Raw genomic sequence first — 17893 nt, 5'->3', positions numbered from 1 at the left:
TGTGGCCTTCGGTGCGCCCAACGCACCCAAGGCGGCCTTCGGTGCGTTGGACGCAACCAAGGCCACATTGGGGCGCTCGGGGACCACCAAAGCCGTGGGGGCTTCGCTGCCGAGGAAGCCCAGCAACACGTCACGCTGGGCGGCGATCATCTCGCGGCTCGTCCGCAGGAAGTCCGCGACCATCGCCTCGGACGTCGCGGCCTCGGGCGCCGAGGCGACACCGAGCGAGATGCGCGAAGCCGGGCGGAGCGCGCCCGCCGGGATCGTGCCGTCCGCGGTGCGCAGGAGGTGGCCGTCCACCGTCCATCCGGGACGCTTCGGCCGCGGGGCCGCCGCCGCGTCGACCGCGTCGCGGCCGCGGAACAGCCAGCCCGTCTCGACCGGGACCCCGGCCACGGCCAGCTGCGCCAACGCGCCGAGGAATCCCGGCAGGCCGCGGCGGCCCGGCTGCTCGAACCCGACCGTCCGATGGGGACGGTCACCGAGGATCGCGCCGACCTGCCTGGCCAGCACCGCACCCGGCCCGGCCTCGACGAACACCCGCGCCCCGGCCGCGTACATCGCCTCGACCTGCTCGACGAACCGGACCGGCGAACCCACCTGCGCGGCCAGCTCACCGCGGATCTCCTCCGGCGAGGACGGGTACGGCGCCGCCGTCCGGTTCCCGTAGACCGGCACGGCGGGCCGCACGACGCCGATCGCGCCGAGGGCATGCCCGAACGTCTCCCCCGCCGCGGCGACCAAAGGGCTGTGGAACGCGCACGCGACCGAAATCCGTTTCGCGCCGAGCCCGGCCGCGCGCAGCTGCCCGACCGCGGCTTCGACCTCGGCGGTCGGGCCGGAGATCACCGTCTGCTCGGGCGAGTTGTGGTTGGCGAGCACGACCGCCGGCGAGGTGAGGACCGCACCCACGGCAGTCGCCGACGCCGCGACCGCGGCCATCGCACCCGGGTCGCCGGCCGGGATGGCGTCGAGGATCGCCGCCGCCCGCGCGTGGCTGGCGTGCAACAGCGCTTCGGGGGTGAAGGTCCCCGCCGCGGCCAGCGCCGTCAACTCGCCGTAGCTGTGCCCGCCGACCATCGCCGGCCGCACGCCGGCGCGGCTCAGCAGCCGGAACGCGGCCAGCCCGGCGAGGCCGAGCGCGGGCTGGGCGACGCGGGTGTCGGTGACGCGCTCGGCCAGCGCCTGCCGCGCCGGCTCGCCGAACACCGCGGGGCCGAAGACGACGTCGGCCGTCGGCGGGTCCAGGCGCAGGTACCGCTGCAGCTCGGGGAAGGCGACGAACAGCTCGGCGAACATGCCCGGCCGCTGGCTGCCCTGGCCCGGGAACAGCACCGCGACCTCGCCCGGCTCGCCCGCACCGGCGCGGTACAGGCCAGGAGCGTCCTGCCCGGCGAGAGCCTGCTGCAGCAGCCCAGTCAGCTCGTCCACAGTGGACGCCACGACCGCAAGCGTCACCGGTCGGCCCTGAGCGCGCAGGGACGCGGACAGCGCGAGGTCCCGCAGCCGCCACGGCTGCCGCCCCGCGGGGACGTCCGAGGCCAGCGTCAGCAGGTCACGGACCGCTGCGTCCGTGGTGAAGAGGAACAGCTCGGCCGGCCATTCGTCGGCGGTGAGAGCGGGCGGGATGCTGTCGTGCGCACCGAGCACGACGTGGAAGTTGGTCCCACCGAAGCCGAACGCGCTGACCCCGGCGATCCGCTCGGCGGCCGGCGCGGCCCACGGCTGCGCGGCCGACTGGAACACGAACGGGCTCGTCGCGGCGTCCCACGCGGGGTTCGGCGACGACAGGTGCAGCGTCGGCGGTTTGACGCCGGTGTGCAGGGCCAGCGCGGTCTTGATCAGCCCGGCCAGGCCCGCAGCGCACTTGGTGTGCCCGATCTGGGACTTCACCGAACCGATCGTGCAGCCGCCCGCCGCGGCCCCGGCCTCGGTGAACACCTTCGTCAGCGTGCCCAGCTCGGTCCGGTCGCCGACGACGGTCCCGGTGCCGTGCGCCTCGACCAGCCCCACCCGGGCGGGCGAGACGCCCGCGTTGCGGTAGGCCCGCGTCAGCGCGGTGTGCTGGCCTTCCGGCCGCGGCGCCGTCAGCCCCAGCGCCCGGCCGTCGGACGCCGCCCCGACGCCCTTGATCACGGCGTAGACGCGGTCACCGTCGCGTTCGGCGTCGGAGAGCCGTTTCAGCGCGACGCAGGCGACGCCTTCGCCGAGCGCGATGCCGTCGGCCGCGCTGTCGAACGTCGCCGAGCGCCCGGTCGGCGAGAGGGCGTGCGCCGAGGCGAACAGGAGGTAGTCGTTGATGCCGTTGTGCAGGTCCGCGCCACCGCAGAGGACCAGGTCGCTGGTGCCGGCGGTCAGCTCCTTGCAGGCGACGTCGACGGCGGTCAGCGACGACGCGCACGCGGCGTCGACCGTGTAGTTCGCGCCGCCGAGGTCGAGCCGGTTGGCGATCCGCCCGGCGATGACGTTGGCCAGCACGCCCGGGAACGAGTCCTCGGTGATCCGCGGCAGCCGGTCGTCCAGTTCGGACGGGAGTTCGCCCGCATAGGACGGCAGCACGGTCCGCAGGCTCATCGCGTTCGACAGGTCGCTGCCCGCCTCGGCGCCGAACACGACCGACGTCCGGGCGCGATCGAACGCGCGGTCGGCGTAGCCCGCGTCGGCCAGCGCGCGGTGCGCGGCCTCCAGCGCCAGCAGCTGCACCGGCTCGATGCTGGCCAGCGACGACGGCGGGATGCCGTACTTCAGCGGGTCGAAGCCGATCTCGGGCAGGAAACCGCCCCAGCGCGACGGCGTCTTCTCGCCCTGGCCGTCGGGGTCGTAGTAAAGGGAGGTGTCCCAGCGCTGCGGCGGGACCTCGGTGACCGCGTCGGCGCCGGCCAGGACGTTCGCCCAGAACGTGGCCAGGTCGGGTGCCTGCGGGAACATGCAGGCCATCCCGACGATCGCGATCTCGAGGGGCTCGGGCGCCGGGGGTTCCGGAACCGCCACCTCGAACTCGGCCGCTCGGGCGCGGAGAAGGGAAACCGCGCCTTCGCCGACCGCGTGGTGCAGGTCGGCGATCGTGGTGACGGCCGAGCGCAGCACCGCGACCTCGCCCGCCATGAACATGCCTTCGGCGAGCTGCCGGTCCTCGCCGACGTCGCGCAGTTCGGCGCCGACGCGCTCGATGCCCTTGCTGGCCAGCCGAAGCCGTCCGACGTTCAGCTGTTCCAGCCGCTCCCAGGCGTCGCGGCTCGGCACGCCCTGCTCGGCGAGCTCGGCCTTGATCGCCGCGTACTCCGTGGTGAACGGGCTGCGGACACAGCGGGTGGCGTGTCCGGGCGCGGTTTCGAGGAGGTCGGTGTGCTCGGCGCCGAGCAGGCTTCGCTGGAACAGCGGGAGCACGGCCCCGGCGTCGACGGCCTCGCGGGTGAAGAGGTAGGCGGTGCCCATCAGCACCCCGATCGCGGCACCGCGCGCGGCGACCGGTGCGGCGAGCGCGGCCACCATCGCGGCCGAGCGCTCGTCGTGGATCCCGCCGGCGAACAGCAGCTGCAGGTCCGCGGCCGCGTCCGGGGTGGCCGCGACGAAGTCGGCGACGACGCCGAGCTGCGCTTCCCACAACGGGAAACTGGTGCGGGGTCCGACGTGGCCGCCGCATTCCGAGCCTTCGAAGACGAACTTGCGGGCGCCGGCTTCGAGGAACTGCTTGAGCAGCCCCGGCGAGGGCACGTGGAGGAAGGTGGCGATGCCGGCGTCCTCCAGCGCCGCGGCCTGCGCCGGGCGGCCGCCGGCGATGATCGCGTGCGTCGGCCGCAGCTCGCGGATCACCTCGAGCTGCGCGGCCTTGACGTCTTCGGCGGCGAACCCGAGGACGCCGACGCCCCAGGGCGCGTCGCCGACGGACGCGCGGGTCCGGTCCAGGACGTCGCGGGTCTGCTCCGGGCCGGACAGGGCCAGCGCGATGAACGGCAGCGCCCCGCCCGCGGCGACCTCGGCGGCGAACGCGGGCTGGTCGCTGACCCGGGTCATCGGTCCCTGGGCGATCGGCAGTGCCGTGCCGAGCGCGCGGCTGCCCGCGCTGCCGGGCCCCAGCACCGGGGTCTCGGCGCGCAGCGCGTCCCCGATGGCGTCGGCGAGACCGCGCACGGCCGCGGTCACGGTGCCCCACCGGTCGCGGAAGCGGGTGGCGAGGAAGACGTCCTGGCCCGCTTCGATCGGCTCGAAGCCGTGCCGCGCGAGGCGGCGGACGCCGTCGACGACCGTCGTTTCGGAGCCGTCCAGCCCGGTGAGTGCGCGGGTGAGCGCCGACGGCAGTTCGGCCTCCGGCAGCAGGGCGAGCTGGGTGTCGACGACCACGCCGGCCGCCCCGCCCGCGACGGCGGCGGCCGCCGTGTGCGGGCCGATCCCGCCCGCGGCCCACACCGGGACGTCGAGGGCATCGTCGGCGAGCAGGGCCTGGAGCAGCACGAACGTGCTCAGCTCACCCGTCCGGCCGCCACATTCGTGACCGCGTGCGATCAAGCCGTGAGCACCACTGGCGACGGCCCGCGCGGCCGACGTCCGGCTGGTGACTTCCGCCAGCACCCGCCGGCCCGGGAAGTCCCCCGCGGTGCACGGGGAGTCCTCGGTCAGCAGGACGGTGGCCGCGGCCTCGGGCAGGTCCGTGACCGGGCCGGTCACCCGGACGCCGAAGGCCGGGACGCTCCATTCGCCCAGCAGCGCGAGCTCGTCCGCGGCGGCTCCGCCGGTCAGGTCGAGCACGCCGATCCCGCCCCCGCGCACGGCGGCCGCGACCCCGCGCGCCGACGGCCACCGCACAGGCGACACGGCGACGACCAGGTCGGCTTTCGGGACACGCATGGACTCTCCCGTTACGCACGAATGGGTGATGGGTAACGGGGTGTACTTAAGCGGGTTCCCACGGGTTCCGTCAACAACCCACCACGATTTCGTCGTGATGGTTCAGAAAATTCGGGATCGACCAGCCGGAAGACGCAAGAATTTAACGTCGCCGTCACGTTCCCCACGCCGGGAAGCGGCGGCGGATTGTCGTTGTACAGTGAACAACGGCCGGCCGCAGTGGCCGGACCTGCGGCTCCCGTGGCACACAGACCCAAATGGGGCAACCCTTCTCACCCGGTGGGCGCAGTGTGACTGACCACACCGGACCACGCCGTTCGATGGTCCGAACTATTCCCGGCCGCCCAGCACAAACTGCCGTGACGGTAAAACCGGCCACGACTCCCCGATCGCCCACAACGCGGGAACGTCAGAATTCCCCATTGTCCGGCGACTATTTCCCTGGCAGTTTTACCCACAGCCGAAAGTCGTACCCGGAACTCGCGCGATTACCCCTGCCGGGATCGCACGAGTCCACTATGGACCCCGTCGCGGCCCGGGTTCCGCGTGCTCAAACGCCCCACGGCGGCTCCACGCTCCGGGCGCCTCGGCTCGCGGTGACACCCGTCACAACCAGGACGACTCCGGGTATTCGGCCAGACACCATCGGTACCTCCCGTCTCCCGCGGCGATCTTCGTCAAGGATTTTCCACACTCCGGTGACAGATTTTCCTTAGAGAAAGCTGAAAGCGTTTCGCGTACTAGTCGGTAACTGTGGACACACCGTCTAGACTTCGACCATCTGTCCAGTCATGGAGGTGGCCGTGGAGTACCGGTACGTCGACGAGCGCTCGGGGACGCGCTACCCGGGCGACCCGCTGCGATGGCGCGGCGAGGACGGCGCGCCGCTGACGGTCGCACCGCTGCCGGGCCTCGCTCCCGGCGACGTCGACCCCGGAGAGCGGTCGCTCTGGCGGTACCGGGCCGCCCTGCCCGGCGACCTGCGCCCAGTCTCGCTCGGCGAGGGCTGCACGCCGCTGGTCCCCCGGCCGTGGGGCGCCGGCGACGTGCGGTTCAAGCTCGAGTGGTTCAGCCCGACCGGCAGCTTCAAGGACCGCGGATCCAGTGTGATGATCTCCGCGCTGGCCGGCGCCGGGGTGACGGAGCTCCTGGAGGACAGCTCCGGCAACGGCGGCTCTTCGGTCGCGGCCTACAGCGCGGCCGCCGGGATCGCGGCGACCGTGCTGGCCCCCGAAGGGACCTCACCCGCGAAGGTCCTGCAGGCCCGCGCGTACGGCGCGAACGTCGAACTCGTGCCCGGCACGCGTGACGACACCGCCGCCGAGGCCGTCCGCCGCTCGGCCCGCACGACCTACGCCAGCCACAACTGGCACCCCTTCTTCCTGCAGGGCACCAAGACGCTCGCCTACGAGCTGTGGGAGGACCTCGGCTTCCGCGCGCCGGACGCGGTCGTCACGGTGGCCGGCGCCGGCAGCATCGTGCTGGGCTGCGACCTCGGGTTCGGCGAGCTGCTGGCCGCCGGGTCGATCACCCGGCGGCCGCGGCTGCTGGTCGCCCAGCCGCACAACTGCTCCCCCATCGACGCGGCCGTGCACGACCGGCGGCCGCCGGAGTTCGCCCCGACCGTCGCCGAGGGGACCGCCATCCGGCAGCCGGTGCGGCTCCCGGAGGTCGTCGCGGCGATCCGCCGGTCCGGCGGCGACACGGCCGCCATCCCCGAGGACGGGATCGCCGCGGCCGCCCGCCGGCTGGCGTCGCTCGGCCTCTACGCGGAGCCGACGAGCGCGACGGCCGCCGCGGCGATCGACGTCTTCCGCGAGCGCGGGGCGATCCGGCCGGGCGAGACGACCGTCGTCGTCCTCACCGGCTCCGGACTGAAGGCGCCCGACAAGCTGCGTGAGCTGATCGGATGACCGAAGACGAGCTCCTGCTGCGCGAGGCCGGCAAGATCGCCCAGGCCGTCGCCCGGATGTTCCCCGGGCTGTGCGAGGTCGTGCTGCACGACCTGCGCGACCCGGCCCACGCGGTGCGCGCGATCGAAGGCGGGCTGTCCGGGCGCGCCGTCGGCGACCCGGCGACCGAGCTGGGCCTGGCCCGGATCGCCGACCCCGATTTCCCGGACGTGCTGCAGAACTACCCGAACCGCTTCCCCGACGGCCGGCCGGCGAAGAGCACGTCGATCGGCCTCCGCAACTCGGACGGCGAGTACGTCGCGGCGTTGTGCCTCAACCTGGACGTCTCCCTGCTCGGCTCCGCCGCCCGCGCCCTGACCCGCCTCGCCCGCGCCGACGAGCCCGCCCCGCTGACCGAGTCGCTGCGCGCCCGCACGGCCGACGAGCTGCGCGCGCTGGTCGAGGACTACGCGACCGAGCGCGGCCACACCCCGCGCAGCCTGCCGGCGGCCGGGAAGAAGGACCTGGCGCGGACGCTGAAGGAGCGCGGGTTCCTGGAGGTGAAGAACGCGGTGCCGACGCTGACCGACCTGCTCGGGATCTCGCGGGCCAGCGTCTACAACTACCTGCGCTGAGCGGCGCCTCCCCGGCAGTTCGGGGTTGCTCCCGGGGAGGCCCGCTCCACCCGGCGCTACTCCGCCGGGATCCTTTCGCGCCGCTTCGAGATCACGCGCCAGCCGACCGCGAGCACCACGGCCAGCACCGGGATCGAGTAGAACGCGATCTTCTCGGCGCCGTCCGAAAAGCCCATCAACACGACCACCAGCGCCAGGAACGCCAGCGTCGCCCAGCCCGAGTACGGCGCCCACGGCATCCGGTACGACGGCCGTTCCAGCTCTCCGCGCAGCGCGGCCTGGCGCAGGCGCATCTGACAGAAGACGAGCGTCGCCCAGGTGGTGATCACGCCGAGCGAGGCGATCGCGATGGCGATGTCGAACGCGTCCTTGGGCACCAGGTAGTTCAGCACCACGCCGAGCAGGTAGGCGACCGAGGTGAACAGGATGCCGCCGTAGGGCACGTGCCGGGCGCTCATCCGGCCGACGAACGACGGCGCCTCGCCCTTTTCGGCGAGCGAGCGCAGGATCCGGCCCGTGGAGTAGAGGCCGGAGTTGACGCTGGAGAGCGCCGCGGTCAGCACGACCGCGTTCATCACGTCGCCGATGCCCGGGATGCCGAGCCGGCTGAAGACCGTCACGAACGGGCTCTCGTCACCGTTGTAGAACGGCCAGGGCAGCAGCATCGCCAGCATCAGGACCGAACCGACGTAGAACACGCCGATCCGCCACACCACGCCGTTGATCGCCTTCGGCAGCACCTTGCGGGCGTCCTTCGTTTCGCCGGCCGCGATGCCGACGACCTCGATGGCCGAGTAGGCGAAGATGACCGCCTGCAGCGTCATCAGCGCGATGCCGATGCCCGCCGGGAAGAATCCACTGTGGCCGGTCAGGTTGTGCACGCCGGCGGGTGTGCCGCCGATGTCCGCGCTCGTGAACACCAGGCCGAGCGCGGTGACCAGGAAGACGACGATGGCCAGGACCTTGACCACCGAGAACCAGAACTCCAGCTCGCCGAACAGCTTGACGCTCAACAGGTTCACCACGAGCAGCACGCCGAGGGCGACCAGCGCGGTGATCCACTGCGGCACGTCCGGCAGCCACTTGTGGACGTAGATCGCGACCGCGGTGATCTCCGCGATCCCGGTCATCGCCCAGTTCACCCAGTACATCCAGCCGGAGGCGAAGCCGGCCCACGGGCCGATGAACTTCCGCGCGTAGGTGACGAAGCTGCCGGAGCTCGGCTCGTGCAGGACGAGCTCGCCGAGCGCGCGCATCACGAAGTAGGCGGCCACGCCGCAGATCGCGTAGGAGAGGACCAGCGACGGGCCGACCTGGTGGAGCTTGCCGCCGGCGCCGAGGAACAGCCCGACGCCGATCGCGCCGCCGATGGCGATCATCTGCACCTGGCGGTTGCCCAGCGCTTTTGAGTAGCTTTCACCTTTTTCGGTGAGCAGCGAGGAATCCATGGTTTCCGGACGCTAAAGCCTGTGCGGCAGGTCACCAAGCGGACTAAGGAAGACTTAAGGTGTGCCGGAGATCACCCGGCACCTTTTCCTGATATCGCCCGGTTTCGATTTGACAGGGCCGCCCTACGCCCGGCTGGACGCGGCTTCTACGCTACGGCCGTGGACCTCGCGGCGTTGCTGGACCGGATCGCCGGCGACGTCGCGCCCGAGGTCGGCCGCGGCGCCGTCGCGGACTACATCCCTGCCCTGGCGCGGATCGAGCCGGGCCGGTTCGGCATGGCGGTGGCCGAAGTGGACGGTTCGCTGCACGGCCGGCCGGACATCGACGTCGACCCGGAGGTGGCCGCGTCGGAAGCGGGCCACGCCGACCGCAACCGCGCCCTCGCGTACTTCATGGCGTCCTACGGCAACATGCGCCACCCGGTGCCGGCGGTGCTCGACCAGTACGTCCGCCAGTGTTCGATCGCGATGAGCTGCGCGGACGTCGCGCGCTCGGCGCTCTTCCTGGCCCGCCACGGCATCCGCAACGACGGCACCCGCCTGCTGGGGCTGAGCGCGGCGAAGCGGATCAACGCGGTGATGCTGACGTGCGGCACGTACGACGCGGCCGGCGAGTTCGCCTACCGGGTCGGGCTCCCGGGCAAGAGCGGCGTCGGCGGCGGGATCGTCGCGGTGGTCCCGGGCCGGTGCGCGGTGTGCGTGTGGAGCCCGGGTTTGGACGCGCGCGGCAACTCGGTCGCGGGCGTGTCGGCGCTGGACCGCTTCACGACGCTGACCGGCTGGTCCATCTTCTGAGGCAGGGCGTGATCGCGGAGTCGACACGCGTGATCAGACGGTCGACACGCGTGATTGCGGGGTCGACACGGCGGGCAAGCCCGTGTCGTCGCTTCAATCACGCGAGTCGACCCTCCCATCACGCGAGTCGGCGCTCCGATCACGGCTGCCTCGGGTAGCGCCGGGGCCGCGGGCGGGCATACTCGACCTCCGACAGGGAGGTGGGCGGTGTCCTCGAGCACGGAACCCCGGCGGGTGACCATCCACGACGTCGCCCGCTCGGCCGGGGTCTCGCGGCAGACCGTGTCGCGCGCGCTGAACGACAAGGCCGAGATCGACGGCTCGACCAAGCAGCGCGTCCTCGACGCCGCGCGGGAACTCGGGTACCGGCCGAGCCGGTTCGCGCGCGGGCTCGTCCGGCAGGACACCACCACCATCGGGCTCGTCGTGCCGGACCTGCTCAACCCCTTCTTCACCGAGGTCGCCTCCGGCGCGCTGCAGGCGGCCCGGGCGCGCGGCTGGCACGTCGTCGTCTACGACACCGCCGACGACGTCGAGCAGGAGCTCGCCACGCTGCGCGTCATCGGCTCCCAGGTCGACGCCGTGGTCGGCTACTTCAGCCGGTCCGACGAGGACCTCGACCGGCTCACCCCGGGCATCCCGGTCGTCCTCATCGGCCGGGAGCCGCGCACCCCGCGGTTCAGCGGCATCGGCATCGACGGCGAAGAGGGCGTGCGGGAGGCGATCGCTCACCTGGTCTCGCGCGGTCACCGGCGAATCGGGATGCTCGACCACGACCGCCGCCCCGAAGCCAGCATCCGGCAGACCTGGTTCCTCCGGGCCGCCGCCGAGCACGGCCTCGCCGTCGCGCCCGGGTGGATCGTGCGCGCTGCCCAGACCGTCGACGGCGGCGGCGCGGCGCTGGCCTCCCTGCTCGCCGCCCACCCCGACGTCACCGCCGTGTTCGCCTTCAACGACGTGATCGCCATCGGCGCCCTGCGGGAGGCCCGCCGGTTCGGCCTGCGCGTGCCGGCCGAACTCGCCGTCATCGGGTTCGACGGGCTCGCGCTCGGCACCCTCGTCGAGCCGGAGCTCTCCAGCGTCGCGCTTGACACCCGCTCGCTCGGCGTGCTCGCCGTCGAAGAGGCCGCGCGCCTGGTGACCGGCGCCGCCGAGCCCGGCCGGCTGGTCGTCCGCGCCGCGCTCCACCTGCGCGAATCCGCCTGATCCCTTGACAGCCAGATCCACTCCACGCACACTTCCGGGCAATCCGTGAACGTTCACGGGAGCGTTCACGGGCACGCGCCCGGAGGGTCCTCGATGACGCTGACTCGACGTAGCTTCCTGACGGCGGCGGGGCTGAGCGTGGCGGCGCTCGGCACCGCCGCTTCCTGCACCAGCCCGACCACCGCCAACCCGGGCAAGCTCACGCTCTGGTACACCAGCGGCGGCCTCGCCGACACGGTCGTCGCGGACGCCGGCCAGCGTTTCGGCGAGCTGTACCCGTCCCAGGTCAGCGGCCAGCTCAAGCAGCGGCTGCTGGCCGCGCTCGCCGGCGAGGCGTACCTGCCCGACATCACGATGCTCGGCGACGACATCGCGACCTACTTCGCCGACACCGCCCACTTCACCGACCTGCGGTCCCTCGGCGCCGACACCGTCAAGGACCAGTACCTGCCCTGGAAGTGGCGGGCCGGCACGAGCCCGGACGGCTTCCAGCTCGGCTTCCCGATCGACGTCGGCCCGGCCGCCCTCTACTACCGGCACGACCTGTTCGCGCAGGCCGGCTTCCCCAGCGAACCGGACGACGTCGCCGCCGCGGTGCCGACCTGGGACGCCTACTTCGACTTCGGCCGCCGCCTGCAGGAGAAGCTGCCCGGCCGGCACCTGATCACCGACACGAAGACCGTCTACACGTACTCGATGGCGCAGGAGCCGCAGAAGTACTTCACCCGCGACAACGCCTACCTCGGCGATGCGCCGCAGGTCCGCCGCGCCTGGGACCGCGCGCTCACCGCGTTCCGCTCCGGGCTGACCGCGGGCTACGCCGGTTCGCAGGACCCCGGCAGCTCGGTCGAACGGCACGCCGCCTGGAACTCCGGCAAGGAGCTGAGCTTCGTCAACGCGTCGTGGATCGTCGGCGAGCTCAAGAAGTCCGCGCCGGGCACCGCCGGGAAGTGGCGGGTCTGCCGCGCCCCCGGCGGCGCGGGCAACCAGGGCGGGTCGTTCCTGGCGATCACGAAGTACTGCCCGCGGCCGGACCAGGCGTTCGATGTCGTCCGCTGGCTGCTCTCGCCGGAGAACCAGCCGCGCTCCTACCTCGAGGCCGGCCTGTTCCCGACCAGCCCGGCGGCCTTCACCGACCCGCGGCTCCTGGCTCCCGAGCCGTTCTTCGGCGGCCAGGCCACGATGGCCGTGCTCGGGAAGGCAGCGCGGGAGGTCAAGCCCGCGTACTTCAGCCCGTGGGACATCGCGATCAGCGACACGTTCACCGACGAGCTCGCCAACGTCGAACTCGCCGGGAAGGACCCCGGGCGGGCCTGGGACGACGCCCGCCGGAGCGTCGAACGGCTGCTGACCCGGCAGGGGGTGCTCTGATGGCGACGCTCACCCGTCCCGACGCGCCGGTGCGCGTCACGACTCCCCCGCGTTCGAAGCGCTGGCGGTACCTCCCCCAGTACCTCGCGATAGCGCCGTTCTTCGTGCTCTTCGCCGTCTTCGGCCTCTACCCCGTGCTGTATTCGCTGTACCTCGCGTTGCAGCGGTGGGACGGCGTCGGGCCGATGAAGTTCGTCGGCCTGGGCAACTTCCAGTTCCTGGTGACCGACCCGGTGTTCTGGGACTCCATCGGCAACACCCTGGTCATCTGGGTGATGTCGACGATCCCGATGACCGCGCTGGCCCTGCTCATCGCCGTCGGGCTGCACTCGTCGATCCGGTTCAAGGGCGCGTTCCGGATCGCCTACTTCCTGCCGAACGTCACCTCGATCGTGGCGATGTCGCTGGTCTTCGGCTCGATCTTCAGCAGCGAGTTCGGCATCCTCAACTGGTTGCTCGGCCTCGTCGGCATCGACCCGGTGCAGTGGCTGACCGACCCGTGGGCGATCCGCGGCGCGATCTCGATCATGATCGTCTGGCGGTGGGTCGGCTACAACGCGATCATCTTCCTGGCCGGGCTGCAGGCGCTGCCGTCCGACGTCTACGAGGCCGCGCGCGTCGACGGCGCCGGCCCGGTGCGGACGTTCTTCCGCATCACGCTCCCGCTGCTGCGCCCGGTCCTGCTGTTCTCCGTCGTGATGTCGGCGATCAGCGGGCTGCAGATCTTCACCGAGTCGCAGATCCTGCTCGGCAACCGCGGCGGACCCGACGAAGCGGGTATGACCATGGTGCTCTACTTCTACAACAACGCCTTCGTGAACAGCGACTTCGGCTACGGCGCCGCGATCGCGTGGGGCATCTTCGTCGTCGTGGTGCTGTTCGCGGTGCTCAACTGGCGGCTGATCCAGCGCCCCGGCTTCCTGAAGGCGGGCCGATGACCTCGACACGAGCGGGCCGGATCGTCACCTACACGGCGTTGACGATCGGTGCCCTGATCACCCTGTTCCCCTACTACTGGCTCGTCGTGATGGCGTCCAACACGACCGCCGACATCTACTCGTCGCCGCCGACGTGGACGTTCGGCGGGGAGTTCTTCCACAACATCGGCCAGGTGTTCGCGAAGATCGACTTCTTCGGCTCGCTGCTCAACACCCTGCTCGTCGCGATCGTGACCACGCTGCTGGTGCTGTTCTTCGACTCGCTGGCCGCGTTCACCTTCGCCAAGTACCGCTTCCCCGGCAGCTCCCTGCTGTTCGGCATCGTGCTGGCCACGTTCGTCGTGCCGACGCAGCTCTCGGCGATCCCGCAGTTCACGACCATGGCGCACCTCGGCTGGGTCGGCGACCTCAAGGCGCTGATCGTGCCGGCCGCGGCGAACGCGTTCGGCATCTTCTGGATGCGCCAGTACGCCCAGACGGCGATCCCGGACGAGCTCCTGGAGGCCGCGCGGATCGACGGCTGCGGGTTCTTCCGGACCTACCTGACGATCGGGCTGCCGGTGCTGCGCCCGGCGCTGGCGTTCCTCGGCATCTTCACGTTCGTCAACGCCTGGAACGACTACCTGTGGCCGCTGGTCGTGCTGATCGACTCGAACCACGTGACGCTGCAGGTCGCGCTCTCGCAGCTGAACGGCCTGTACGTCAAGGACTACAGCGTCGTCATGGCGGGCACGCTCGTGGCGATCGTGCCGCTGATCGTCGTCTTCGCCTTCGGGGCCCGCCACTTCGTCCGCAACATCGCCGCCGGTGCCCTCAAGGGCTGAGAGGACTCCATGTCGTACGTCGAAGACCCGGGCCCCGGCCACGGTTCGGTGCCCCCGCGCGCGGCCTTCACCTCCGACGCCCCGTCGCTGTCCCTGAACGGCACCTGGCGGTTCCGGCTCTCGCCGGGCCTCGCGGCCGCTCCCCCGGACGTCTTCGACGTCGACTTCGACGATTCCGCGTGGGACGAGCTGCCGGTGCCGTCGCTGTGGCAGCTGCACGGCCACGGCGAGCCCGCCTACACGAACGTGCACTACCCGTTTCCAGTCGATCCGCCGCACGTGCCGTCGGAGAACCCGACCGGCGACCACCGGCTGCGGTTCGACCTGCCCGCCGGCTGGCCCGGCGGGTCCGCGCTGCTGCGCTTCGACGGGATCGACTCCTGCGGCCGGATCTGGCTCAACGGCACCGAGCTCGGCGTCACGAAGGGCAGCCGCCTGCCCTCGGAGTTCGAGGCCGGGCCGCTGCTGCGGCCGCGGGACAACGTCCTGGTGGTGCGCGTGCACCAGTGGTCGGCGGGCAGCTACCTCGAGGACCAGGACATGTGGTGGCTGTCCGGGATCTTCCGGGCCGTGACGCTGCTGGCGCGGCCGTCCGGCGGCATCGGCGACTACTGGGTCCGCGCGGACTACGACCACACGACCGGGCTGGGCACGGTCCGGGTCGAGACCGGCGCGGACGTCGTGCTGGACATCCCTTCGCTGGGCGTCGCGGGCCATCCGGCCGGTGAACCGCTGGAGCTGCCCGTCGAGCCGTGGAGCGCCGAGACACCGCGCCTCTACGACGGGACGCTGTCCACTGTGGCCGAACGGGTGCCGGTGCGGATCGGCTTCCGGACGGTGGCCATCGAGGACGGTCAGCTCAAGGTGAACGGCCGGCGCCTGCTGCTGCGCGGGGTCAACCGGCACGAACATGACCCGCGCACCGGGCGAGTCGTCTCCCGGGAAACCGCGCTGGCCGACGTGCTGCTGATGAAGCGGCACAACGTCAACGCCGTCCGGACCAGCCACTACCCGCCGGACCCGGCGTTCCTCGAGCTGTGCGACGAATACGGCCTCTGGGTGGTCGACGAGTGCGACCTGGAGACCCACGGCTTCGGGCCGCTCGGGTGGGACCGCAACCCGAGCTCCGAGCCGATGTGGACGGACGCCTACCTGGACCGGATGCGGCGCACGGTCGAGCGGGACAAGAACCGGCCCAGCGTGATCCTCTGGTCGCTCGGCAACGAGAGCCACACCGGGGAGAACCTGGCGCGGATGGCGGAGTGGGTGCGCCACCGCGATCCGACGCGGCCGGTGCACTACGAGGGCGACCACGACTGCTCCTATGTGGATGTCCACAGCCGCATGTACGCGACCCCTGAAGAGGTCGACCGGATCGGCCGCCGTGAGGACGACAACGCGCGCCGCCGGGACCTGCCGTTCGTGCTCTGCGAGTACGCGCACGCGATGGGCAACGGGCCGGGCGGGCTGCTGGAGTACCGCGAGCTGTTCGAGCGGTACCCGAACTGCCAGGGCGGGTTCGTCTGGGAGTGGATCGACCACGGCCTGGCCGTTCCGGGCCACTTCGCCTACGGCGGCGACTTCGGCGAGCCCATCCACGACGGCAACTTCGTCATCGACGGGCTGCTCTTCCCGGACCGGACGCCGTCGCCGGGGCTGACCGAGTTCGCGAAGATCATCGAGCCGGTCCGGATCTCCTCGGACCTCTCCGGTCTCCGGATCGAGAACCACTACGACTTCGTGGACATCGGGCACCTGCAGTTCACGTGGGTGCTCGAGGACGAGGGAACCGCCGTCGCGGACGGTGTTCTCGACGTGCCGTCAGTCCACTCCGGACAGAGCGTCGCTCTCGCGCTCCCTTCTTTGCCGCCCACCAGCGGCGAGTCCTGGCTGACCGTCTCGGCGTCGCTGGCCTCCGCGACGGCGTGGGCACCCGCCGGGCACGTCGTCGGCTGGGGGCAGGTGCAGGTGTCGGCGACTCGTGAACGGCCTTCGCCGCCGACCCGCGGGCCGGTGTTCCGCACGTCCGGGCGGCTCATCCTCGGCACCGGCGAGTTCGACGCCGTGACGGGCACGCTGACGTCGCTCGGCGGGCACGCGGTGCAGGGCCCCCGGCTGGACGTCTGGCGCGCCACGACGGACAACGACCGCGGGTCGTCGCCCGGACCGTCGGAGGCTTCACAGTGGCTCGAAGCGGGGCTGCACCGGATGCAGCACCGCGTGCTGGCCGTCGACGCCGACGGGGACGAACTCGTGGTGCGCACCCGTGTCGCCCCGCCGGCGCAGCCGTTCGGCCTGGTCACGGACTACACGTGGACGGCCTTCGACGGCGGCCTGCGGCTGCGCGTGGACGTGACCCCGGACGGCGAGTTCCCCGGCACGCTCCCCCGGCTCGGCCTGGCGATGGCGGTCCCGGGCACGTTCGGCTCGGCCGAGTGGTACGGCGCCGGCCCCGGCGAGGCGTACCCGGACAGCTGCCAGGCGGTCCGGATCGGCCGGTTCTCGAGCAGCGTCGACGGCCTGCAGACGCCGTACGTCTTCCCCCAGGAGAACGGCAACCGGACGGCCGTGCGCTGGGCAAGGTTCACGACGCCATCCGGCACGGGCCTACTCGTCGAGGGTGACCCGACGTTCGACTTCACGGCCCGCCGCTGGACGTCGGCGGCGCTGGAGAAGGCGCGGCACACGGACGAGCTGGAGTCCGGTCCGCTGGTGCACGTGACCCTGGACGTGGCCCACCACGGCCTCGGGACGGCGGCCTGCGGGCCCGGGGTGCTGCCGCGGTACCGGCTGGTGCCGCAGAAGGCGTCGTTCACCCTGTCGCTGCGGCCCGTGGCGGGTGGTGTCGCAAATTGAGACCCCGGGACGCTCCCGGATGCGGTGTCGTTGAGGGTCCAGACGGCCGCAGGACAGGAGCGTCCCCGGATGACCCCCTCCACGACGACCCCTTCGAGCGCTCGGCAGCTGGCCACCCCCGGTGCGCTGGGCTTGGCCGACTTAGTCGCGATCTTCGACGACCTCCAGTTCACGCTCAAGTGCTGCGAACGGCTGGTGGCGGAGCTGGCGCACCCGCGGGTGGACGCCGTGCTCGTCGAGGCGCTGTGGGTGTCGGCGCTCAACTCCTACGCCCGATGCTTCCGCACCGGCGACCGCGGCATGGGCTTGACCGTCACCGACGTCAAGGCCACCGAGGTGCCGGGCGAGGTCGCCGAGTGGCACGCGCTGCTCGGCCGGATCCGGGACTTCTCGATCGACGGGCCGGTCAACCCGCGCGAGACCTACGCGGTGGGCGTCTCACAATCCGAGTCCGGCGCGGCCGAGGGCATCGTCATCACGTCGGCCGTGCGGCCGCTGGTGGACGACGTCACGGTTCGGCAGACCGGGCGCCTGGCCTTCGAGCTGAGCCGCCTGGTCGACGAGCGGATCAAGGAGCACCAGGCAACGGTCTTCGCGGCGGCCTCGCGGATGACCCCGGCGCAGCTCACGGCGTTGCCCGCCATCGACGTCGCCCCCGAGTCTCAATAAGTCTCATTAAGGCGTCTCATTATTCGACGCCGGGAAGGTGCCGGTAGATCGTGGCGCGGGAGACGCCGAGCGCCGTCGCGATGTCGGCCGGAGCGCGGCCCGCTTCGTAGAGGCGCTGGGCCGCCTCGATCGTCTCGGGGCTCATCACCGTCGGGCGTCCCCGTCGGCCGCGCGGCTTGTCCTCCGGTTCCCGCACCGCGAACAGGCGGTCGACGCCGTCGAGGACCGTGGCGCGGAGCTCGTCCACGGGGGCGTCGGCGAACAGCACCACCGGGTCGCTGAGCATCGCGATCGCCTGTGCCGCGCGGACCTGGCCGGCCAGGTCCGCGGCCGGGCCCGCGTCCAGCAGGTTAGCCGTGAGGATTGCGGCACCGAAGCGGTCGAACACCCCCAACGACCCGGTCAGCCCGAGGG

At 71.9% G+C, this 17893-nt stretch carries 12 protein-coding genes; 9 read left to right on the top strand and 3 right to left on the bottom strand.

Annotated features, from left to right (window positions below; translation table 11 throughout):
- Window positions 1-4845, bottom strand: a 4845-nt coding sequence (locus tag AB0C38_RS48470) for a beta-ketoacyl synthase N-terminal-like domain-containing protein (RefSeq protein WP_360688172.1), incomplete at its 3' end; no start/stop codon positions are given.
- Window positions 4846-5636: 791 nt separating this feature from the next.
- On the opposite strand from AB0C38_RS48470, the gene AB0C38_RS48465 reads away from it, so the two are divergent.
- Together AB0C38_RS48465 and AB0C38_RS48460 are read left to right on the top strand one after the other, a co-directional pair.
- Window positions 5637-6758: a pyridoxal-phosphate dependent enzyme gene (locus tag AB0C38_RS48465; protein ID WP_360688169.1), complete on the top strand. Its 1122-nt coding sequence runs from the start codon at window positions 5637-5639 to the stop codon at window positions 6756-6758.
- Complete coding sequence (locus AB0C38_RS48460) at window positions 6755-7372, top strand: PAS domain-containing protein (RefSeq protein ID WP_360688166.1); 618 nt, start codon at window positions 6755-6757, stop codon at window positions 7370-7372. Before AB0C38_RS48465 ends, AB0C38_RS48460 begins: the two co-directional genes overlap by 4 nt.
- A gap of 56 nt (window positions 7373-7428) precedes the next feature.
- On the opposite strand, the gene AB0C38_RS48455 is transcribed toward AB0C38_RS48460, so the two are convergent.
- A complete protein-coding gene (locus tag AB0C38_RS48455) occupies window positions 7429-8820 on the bottom strand; it encodes an amino acid permease (protein ID WP_360688163.1) in 1392 nt (463 codons plus the stop codon).
- Window positions 8821-8979: 159 nt separating this feature from the next.
- On the opposite strand from AB0C38_RS48455, the gene AB0C38_RS48450 reads away from it, so the two are divergent.
- From AB0C38_RS48450 to AB0C38_RS48420, 7 genes are all read left to right on the top strand, one after another.
- Window positions 8980-9615, top strand: a complete 636-nt coding sequence (locus AB0C38_RS48450; RefSeq protein ID WP_360688160.1) for a glutaminase — start codon at window positions 8980-8982, stop codon at window positions 9613-9615.
- A gap of 207 nt (window positions 9616-9822) precedes the next feature.
- On the top strand, window positions 9823-10821 hold the full coding sequence (locus AB0C38_RS48445) for a LacI family DNA-binding transcriptional regulator (protein WP_360688157.1): 999 nt from the start codon (window positions 9823-9825) through the stop codon (window positions 10819-10821).
- Between the two features lie 93 nt (window positions 10822-10914).
- Complete coding sequence (locus AB0C38_RS48440; RefSeq protein ID WP_360688154.1) at window positions 10915-12192, top strand: ABC transporter substrate-binding protein; 1278 nt, start codon at window positions 10915-10917, stop codon at window positions 12190-12192.
- Complete coding sequence (locus AB0C38_RS48435; protein WP_360688151.1) at window positions 12192-13130, top strand: sugar ABC transporter permease; 939 nt, start codon at window positions 12192-12194, stop codon at window positions 13128-13130. The genes AB0C38_RS48440 and AB0C38_RS48435 overlap by 1 nt, the downstream gene beginning before the upstream one ends.
- A complete protein-coding gene (locus AB0C38_RS48430) occupies window positions 13127-13954 on the top strand; it encodes a carbohydrate ABC transporter permease (RefSeq protein WP_360688148.1) in 828 nt (275 codons plus the stop codon). The genes AB0C38_RS48435 and AB0C38_RS48430 overlap by 4 nt, the downstream gene beginning before the upstream one ends.
- 9 nt (window positions 13955-13963) lie before the next feature.
- Window positions 13964-16810: a glycoside hydrolase family 2 TIM barrel-domain containing protein gene (locus tag AB0C38_RS48425; protein ID WP_360688145.1), complete on the top strand. Its 2847-nt coding sequence runs from the start codon at window positions 13964-13966 to the stop codon at window positions 16808-16810.
- A gap of 69 nt (window positions 16811-16879) precedes the next feature.
- Window positions 16880-17479 carry a hypothetical protein gene (locus AB0C38_RS48420; RefSeq protein WP_360688142.1) on the top strand — a complete coding sequence of 200 codons (600 nt, stop codon included), beginning with the start codon at window positions 16880-16882 and terminating at the stop codon, window positions 17477-17479.
- Window positions 17480-17498: 19 nt separating this feature from the next.
- Here the strand turns inward: AB0C38_RS48420 and AB0C38_RS48415 are convergent.
- On the bottom strand, window positions 17499-17893 hold a 395-nt coding region (locus AB0C38_RS48415), incomplete at its 5' end, for a helix-turn-helix domain-containing protein (protein ID WP_360688139.1).

Source organism: Amycolatopsis sp. NPDC048633, from assembly GCF_040650695.1.
Lineage (GTDB): Bacteria > Actinomycetota > Actinomycetes > Mycobacteriales > Pseudonocardiaceae > Amycolatopsis.
Note: the sequence above shows the minus strand (reverse complement) of the source record. Positions and strands in the feature narration are given on the sequence as shown.

Bases quoted from the DNA above. Each gene is read 5' to 3' on its own strand.
- AB0C38_RS48465 (WP_360688169.1), top strand. From the start codon at position 5,637: ATGGAGGTGGCCGTGGAGTACCGGTACGTCGACGAGCGCTCGGGGACG.
- AB0C38_RS48420 (WP_360688142.1), top strand. From the start codon at position 16,880: ATGACCCCCTCCACGACGACCCCTTCGAGCGCTCGGCAGCTGGCCACC.
- AB0C38_RS48430 (WP_360688148.1), top strand. From the start codon at position 13,127: ATGACCTCGACACGAGCGGGCCGGATCGTCACCTACACGGCGTTGACG.
- AB0C38_RS48455 (WP_360688163.1), bottom strand. From the start codon at position 8,820: ATGGATTCCTCGCTGCTCACCGAAAAAGGTGAAAGCTACTCAAAAGCG.
- AB0C38_RS48425 (WP_360688145.1), top strand. From the start codon at position 13,964: ATGTCGTACGTCGAAGACCCGGGCCCCGGCCACGGTTCGGTGCCCCCG.
- AB0C38_RS48460 (WP_360688166.1), top strand. From the start codon at position 6,755: ATGACCGAAGACGAGCTCCTGCTGCGCGAGGCCGGCAAGATCGCCCAG.
- AB0C38_RS48435 (WP_360688151.1), top strand. From the start codon at position 12,192: ATGGCGACGCTCACCCGTCCCGACGCGCCGGTGCGCGTCACGACTCCC.
- AB0C38_RS48440 (WP_360688154.1), top strand. From the start codon at position 10,915: ATGACGCTGACTCGACGTAGCTTCCTGACGGCGGCGGGGCTGAGCGTG.